Raw genomic sequence first — 6861 nt, forward strand, 5'->3', positions numbered from 1 at the left:
CTTAGCCGAGCTTCACCAGCATCTTTCCGAGGTTCTCCCCGGAGAACAGGCCCCGGAAGGCGTCGGGAGCCTTCTCGATGCCCTCGAACACGGTCTCCTTCCAGGTGACCTTGCCGTCCTTTACCCATTGGGCGAGATCGCGATGAAAGTCGGCCAGCATGTCCCAGTGGGTGGAGACGATGAAGCCCTCGAGCTTCAGTTGCTTGCCGACGACCAGGAAGAGGTTGCGCGGGCCGGGGGGCGGCTCGGTGGCGTTGTACATCGAGATCGCGCCGCACATGGCGAACCGGCCGAAGGGGCGGGCGGCGGTGAGCGCCGCCTCCAGGTGTTCGCCGCCGACATTGTCGAAATAGACGTCGATGCCGTCCGGCGCGGCGCGCAGGAGCGCGGCGGTCAGGTCCTTCTCCGCCTTGTAGTCGATGACGTGGTCGCAGCCGATCGCCTTGAGGAACGCGACCTTGTCGGGACCGCCGGCCGAACCAACGACGGTGTGGCCCTTGGCCTTGGCGATCTGGACGACCATGGAGCCCACGGCGCCGGCCGCGCCGGACACGAAGACCACGTCGCCGTCCTTCAGCGCCGCGACCCGGAGCAGGCCGGCGTAGGCGGTGAGGCCGGGCATGCCGGCGGCGCCTAGGAACGCCTGCGGCGGCAGGCCCCGGGTGTCGAGCTTCTGCACCTGGGCCGCCGGCGCATTGAAGCCCTCGCGCCAGCCGAGGTTGGACTGCACCAGGTCGCCCGGCTTGAAGCCGGCGTCCCCGGAGGCGACGACTTCGCCGACCGCGCCACCTTCCAAAGCCTTGCCCAGCTGGAAGGGCGGGACATAGCTCTTGGCGTCGTTCATGCGGCCGCGCATGTAGGGATCGACCGTCATCCAGAGGTTCTTCACCTGCACCTCGCCCTCGCCCGGGGCCGGCAGGTCCACCGAGGCCAGCTCGAAGTTTTCGGCGGTCGGCAGGCCGCTGGGGCGGCTCTTGAGGCGGATCTCGCGCACGGTGGTCATCAGGTTTCCTCGGGGTTTGGCTTGTTCAAACAACTGTACGACTCCCGCCGGGTGGCGTCGAGGACGCGGCGCGTGCTAACGGCCCGCCCATGAGCGAGACCTTGCGCGGCGGTGTGATCGGGGCGGGCGTGTTCGGCGGCTATCACGCGCGCCAGTACGCCCGGCTGCCGGGCGTGACCTTCTCCGGGGTCTACGACGTCCACCCGGACCGGGCGGCAAGGGTCGCCATGCCGCTGGGCGGCCGCGCCTTCGCCGACCTCGACGAATTCCTGGCCGCCGTCGACGTCGTGACGGTGGCCTCGCCGGCGACGCACCATGCCGACCAGGCGCTGGCGGCCATCGCCGCGGGCAAGCATGTCTACGTCGAGAAGCCGATCGGCGTCGCGGTGGCGGAGGCCGAGAAAGTGCGCGCCGCGGCCGCCGCCAAGGGCCTGGTCGTCGCCTGCGGCCATCAGGAGCGGGTGGTGTTCCGGGCCATGGGCCTGCTGGACGTGCCCGAACAGCCGCTGCGGCTGGAGGCCCTGCGGCATGGGCCGCCGTCGGACCGCAGCCGGGATGTTTCCGCCGTGCTGGACCTGATGGTGCATGACATCGACCTCTGCCTCGCGATCGCCTCGGCGGACCCTGTCACCGCCGAGGCCGAGGGGACCCGCGGCCCCGACGGCGTCTGGGACGCCGTCCGCGCCGAGGTCAGCTTCGACAGCGGCTTCTCCGCCGTGCTCGACGTCTCGCGCCTGGCCGAGGCGCGGAAGCGGACCATGCGGATCGTCTATCCCTCAGGCGAGGTCGAGATCGACTTCATGGCCCGGACGTTCCGCAACACCACACCCTTCAGCCTCAATCCGGACTTCGCCGACACGCCCGCCGCCAGCGACCCCCTGGGCGCGAGCGTCGAGGGCTTCCTGATGGCGGTCCGCGGCGAGGCCCCCCGACCGATCGTCACCGCCGACGAAGCGATCGCGGCGCTGGACCTGGCGATCGCGGTGGAACAGGCGTTGGAGGACGCGGCGTAAGGGCGTTAGCTTTCCGACGCACCTACGGGAGACCGCCCATGTCCAGCGCCTACGATTTCGCCTTCGACAGCCTCGACGGCCAGCCGCTGCCGCTGACCACCTTCAGGGACAAGGTCATGCTGGTGGTCAACACCGCGTCGAAGTGCGGGCTGACGCCGCAGTACGACGGGCTGGAGAAGCTTTACTCCGAATACAGGGACAGGGGCGTCGTCGTCCTGGGCGTGCCCTGCAACCAGTTCGCGGGCCAGGAACCGGGCACGGAAGCGGAGATCCAGACGTTCTGCAGCACCACCTTCGGCATCGACTTCCCGATGACCTCGAAGGTCGATGTGAAAGGCGAGGACGCTCACCCGTTCTACAAGTGGGCCGAGGCCGAGCTGGGCGAACCGGCGGTGCCGGTGTGGAACTTCCACAAGATCCTCATCGGCAAGCACGGCGAGGCCATCCGCGCCTTCGGCCCGCGCACCGAACCGCTGGACGCCGAGGTCACGGCGGCGATCGAGGCGGCCCTCTGAGCGTCGAACTTATCGAGCGGTCGCTGGAACAGGTCGGCGACCCGTCGGCCGAGGTCTATGCGCGCCTGTTCGCCGAGTTCCCCGAGACCGAGGAGCGATTCCGCCGTGACGTGACTGGTTCGATCCGGGCCGAGATGCTGACCATGGTCTTCGACTGCCTCATGAACCCGGCGGGGCCGTACCAGCTCAACCTGGTCCGGACCGAGCGCATGAACCACGACGGCTTCGGCACGCCGAACGACGTCTTCGACCGGTTCTTCTGGATCGTGCGCGACGTCTGTCGCGAACAGGCGGCCGATGGCTGGACGCCCGAGACGGACGCGGCCTGGACCGCGCGGATCGAAAGCCTGCTCGCGGGGTCCAGATGAAAGAAGCGCCCCGCCTCGCGGCGGAGCGCTCCATCCAGTGCCCGACGCTGGGTTAGAAGCGGTACTGGAGTTCGATGCCGTAGATGCGCGGCGGGGTCAGCTCGAGGTTCTGGGCCCCCGTCGCGAACCGATCCGACGCCACGGTCGCGCTGTTGTTGCGGTTCGAGCCGGCGAGGGCCGCGTCGTAACCCTCGGTGTCGAACACGTTCTTCACATAGGCGATCACGGTGTACTTGCCGCCGGTCGGCGCCCAATAGGCCCGCAGGTCCACCTGATCCCAGGACGGAGCCTTGTTGTACTCGCGGGTGAAGACGTTGGCGTAGGCCTCCGAGCGGTAGAGGTAGGTGGCGCCCAGGGTGAGCGCGCCGGGCTCCATCTCGAAGGTATAGGCTCCGTTCAGGGCCAGCTTGTGCTTCGGCGCCTGCGGCAGGCGATTGCCGACGATGCTGACGGCGCCCGTGTTGATGTTGTCGTTCACGTCAACGAGCGTCGCGCTCTTCTTGATCTTCGTCGGGTTGTAGCCGTAGTCGAGCGTCAGGCGCAGTTGTCGGACGGGCTGCCAGATCGTACTGAGCTCGAGGCCCTTGGACTCGGACTTCGCGATGTTCACGAACTGGCCGACGTTGGTCGGGCCGACCTTGATGGTCACCGGCGCCTGCAGGTCCCGATAGTCGAGATAGAACAGCGCGGCGTTGATCTGGACGGTGGAGAAGTTCTTCTTCACGCCGAGCTCGTAGGAGTTGACCGTCTCCTCGTCAGCCTTGGGGACCGCCAGGAAGCCGCCGGCGGAGAAGCCGAAGGCCTTGTAGCCGCGGCTGTAGCGGGCATAGGCCATGGTGTCGTCGTCCGGCTCCCACTGGAAGCCGAAGGTGCCCGTCCAGGCGTCCGAGGTGTCGCTGAGCTTGCGGCTGGCCACGCCGTCGGGGCCGATCACGTACTGCCGGCAGACGCCGGCGGTGCAGACCGACGGGGTGGCGACCCCTTCGATCAAGCCGGCCGTACTCTTCGGCGCCAGGGCGTCGGTGAGGTCCATGGCGCCGTTGCCGAGGCCGTTCAGCCCCGCCAGGGCGGGAATGCCCAGGACGGGGGCCAGCCGGGCCACGGCGTTCAGGTTGCCGAGCAGGCTGCCCCAGTTGGCGGCCGTACCCGGGCCGAAGCCGGCGAGGCCCAGGGCCGGGTAGAGGCTAGGATAGCAGGCGTCGGAGTTGCAGACGATGCGCCGGTATTCGGTCCCGAACTTCTTGTCCTTGGTGTAGCGCAGACCGGCGGTGACCTTCAGGGTCTCGGTGGCCTGCCAGTCGATCTGGCCGAACACCGCCTTGCTGCGGGTCGTCAGGCCGTAGTTGCCCGTCGACCAGGTGCCTTCGGGGTTCGCGGCGGCGCCGAGAATCGGGGTCTGCAGGCTGGACGGCCCGCGGATGAAGAAGTCCGCCGTGCTGCCGGTGCCGGTGTACTTTTCGTTGTAGTAGTAGAGACCGGCGATCCACTGCAGCGGCCCGTCGTGGGTGGACGACAGGTTGAGCTCGTGGCTCATCCACTTGGGATATTCAAAGTAGTGATAGACGTTGTCGGCGTTGACCGTCAGCGGCGTACAGTTGACCGGTGAGACGCCGGCCGCGAACAGGCCGCCGATCGTTCCGCAGATCGACCCTGGCGACAGCGGGATCTGGAACGACTGGACGTTGGTGGCGTCGGTGTCGCCGTAGAGGTCGTACTTGTACTCCTGGAACCCGCCGACATACCTGATGTCGATGCTGGGCAGGTGATAGACGAAGTTCGTCGTCAGCGAATTCACGTCGCGCAGGCGGACCCGCTGCGGGTTGTTGGTGTTGAAGTCGCGCGAGTCGGCCAGGGCCGGGTTGGTGGTGACGCCCGTGCCGCCGAACTGCCGCAGGCTGCCCGGGACGATCCCGTTGACGCCGGTCTCAGGCGAGTAGCCGTGCGCCGAGTTGTAGACGACCGAGAAGTTGGGATCCGTCCGCCCGGTCTCGTAGGGGCCGTTGAGGAAGCCGGCGCGCGCGCCCGGGCCGCCCCGGTTGTGCCAGACCAGCGTCTTGTAGGAGACCCACCAATCGGCGTTCTCGCCGAGCTGGGCCTGCAGCTGGAACTGGGCCTGGTATTCGTCGCGCTTGCTGCCCTCGGACGGCCCGCCCGCGACGTTGGTGTAGTAGCCCTTGCGCTGGTCCAGCTTGTACCCCGAGAAGCGGAACTGCAGGTTCTCGGCGATCGGGCCGGATATGGCGGCCTGGAAGTTCGTGAAGTCGTAGTTCTCGGCGATGGCGCGGACCTCGGCGTAGAACTCCTCCGTTGGACGGACCGAGATGACGTTGACCGTGCCCCCGATGGCGTTGCGGCCGTATAGCGTGCCCTGCGGCCCACGCAGGATCTCCACCCGCTCCACGTCCAGCGGCGGCCCGCCGGCCAGCACGGTCGAGGTGGTGAAGAGGCCGTCGATGTAGATCGACACGGCGCCATCCACCGAGTGGACGTTGGTCAGACGGCCGATGCCGCGCATGCTCGCCCGGTCGTTGGCCGACTGGTAGGTGAACCCCGGCGTGAAGTTCGTCAGGTCCTGGACGGTGCTGATGCCGACCAGGTCGCGCTGCTTGCTGGTGAACGCCGAGATGGCCACCGGCACGTCCTGAAGGCTCTGCTCCCGCTTCTCGGCGGTGACGACCAGTTCCTCAATGACGTTGACGGCCTGGGCTTGCGCCGATGCGCCTATGGAAGCGGCCAGCAGGGCGCTGGTCGCCAGCAGTGTGGCTCTGGATTTCATAACTGCCTCCCCGCAGCTTCATGAGCGCTTATTAACTGCGCTTAATGTTGGAAGCTGAAGCAGGCCGGCGAGGGCGTCAACGCAAATACGGATGGTGACCGTCGATAACTGAATAAGAGTCATATAGTGGAAGGGGGGATGGGAAGAGTCCTTGCGTAATGTGCTTGTAGGAGCTCGCGTTTTGCGCAAATCTCCATCGGTTTCTGACTTTGTTCATCCCAAGAACAACCTGAGGGCGCGCCGCTTGCGCGCCTTCTTTGTTGTATGTCGCCGCGAATAAGTCGCAACTAGCCTTCAAATTCGCAGGCGCGAAATAATCTCGACTCCTTACGAAATAAGGCTTTGGCGTATCGCAGGCGGACCTGTGTTACCGGCGGTGCAGCATGGCCGTGCACACCCCGCGAGGCCGCACGTCAGAGTCGAGTTTGGCCTCCGAAGGCCTCGGCTCTTCCGCCCGGCGCCGGCGACCCCTAGAGAGGGCGCTCGAAAAGTCGGAGGCTCCCATGCATCGCAAGCCGGACGGATCCTGGGACAAGTCCAGGCTGCCAAGTCGCCACGTGACCGAGGGGCCATCGCGCGCGCCGCACCGGTCGTACTACTACGCCATGGGGCTTGGCAGCCGTGAGATCGAGCAGCCGTTCGTGGGCGTGGCCTCGTGCTGGAACGAGGCGGCGCCGTGCAACACCGCCCTGATGCGCCAAGCGCATGCGGTCAGCGAAGGCGTGAAGAAGGCCGGCGCCACCCCGCGCGAGTTCTGCACCATAACCGTCACCGATGGCATCGCCATGGGCCACGAGGGGATGCGCTCCTCGCTGGTCAGCCGCGACCTGATCGCCGACTCCGTCGAGCTGACCATGCGCGGCCACGGCTACGACGCCCTGGTGGGACTGGCCGGCTGCGACAAGAGCCTGCCGGGCATGATGATGGCCATGCTGCGCCTGAACGTGCCCAGCGTGTTCCTCTACGGTGGTTCCATCCTGCCCGGCCAATGGCACGGCAGGGACGTGACCGTGGTCGACGTCTTCGAGGGCGTCGGCATGCACTCGGCCGGCAAGATGAGCCTGGAAGATCTCTGCTCGCTGGAGCAGCACGCCTGTCCGTCGGACGGCGCCTGCGGCGGCCAGTTCACCGCCAACACCATGGCCTGCGTGTCGGAAGCCATCGGCCTGGCCCTGCCGCTCTCGGC

The 6861-nt window shown here is 67.1% G+C and carries 6 protein-coding genes; 4 read left to right on the forward strand and 2 right to left on the reverse strand.

What is annotated here, in order from left to right; genetic code table 11:
* Window position 1: 1 nt before the first annotated feature.
* The gene (locus EPO51_RS17635; RefSeq protein ID WP_293352938.1) at window positions 2-1003 is read right to left on the reverse strand and encodes an NADP-dependent oxidoreductase; all 1002 of its coding nucleotides are present in this window, start codon (window positions 1001-1003) and stop codon (window positions 2-4) included.
* Window positions 1004-1092: 89 nt separating this feature from the next.
* Between EPO51_RS17635 and EPO51_RS17640 the strand changes: the two genes are divergently transcribed.
* The 3 genes from EPO51_RS17640 to EPO51_RS17650 all read left to right on the forward strand — a co-directional run bounded on the left by EPO51_RS17640 (window position 1093) and on the right by EPO51_RS17650 (window position 2899).
* The gene (locus EPO51_RS17640) at window positions 1093-2016 is read left to right on the forward strand and encodes a Gfo/Idh/MocA family protein (protein WP_293352940.1); all 924 of its coding nucleotides are present in this window, start codon (window positions 1093-1095) and stop codon (window positions 2014-2016) included.
* Between the two features lie 38 nt (window positions 2017-2054).
* Window positions 2055-2531 (forward strand): glutathione peroxidase, encoded by a 477-nt coding sequence (locus tag EPO51_RS17645; RefSeq protein ID WP_293352942.1) that lies wholly within the window; start codon window positions 2055-2057, stop codon window positions 2529-2531.
* Window positions 2532-2641: 110 nt separating this feature from the next.
* Window positions 2642-2899 (forward strand): globin family protein, encoded by a 258-nt coding sequence (locus tag EPO51_RS17650; protein WP_293352944.1) that lies wholly within the window; start codon window positions 2642-2644, stop codon window positions 2897-2899.
* Between the two features lie 52 nt (window positions 2900-2951).
* Here the strand turns inward: EPO51_RS17650 and EPO51_RS17655 are convergent, their stop codons facing one another.
* Window positions 2952-5675 (reverse strand): TonB-dependent receptor, encoded by a 2724-nt coding sequence (locus tag EPO51_RS17655; RefSeq protein WP_293352946.1) that lies wholly within the window; start codon window positions 5673-5675, stop codon window positions 2952-2954.
* Window positions 5676-6178: 503 nt separating this feature from the next.
* Here EPO51_RS17655 and EPO51_RS17660 point away from each other — a divergent pair.
* A partial coding sequence (locus tag EPO51_RS17660) for a dihydroxy-acid dehydratase domain-containing protein (protein WP_293352948.1) occupies window positions 6179-6861 on the forward strand: 683 nt, incomplete at its 3' end.

The organism is Phenylobacterium sp., assembly GCF_004297125.1.
Lineage (GTDB): Bacteria > Pseudomonadota > Alphaproteobacteria > Caulobacterales > Caulobacteraceae > Phenylobacterium.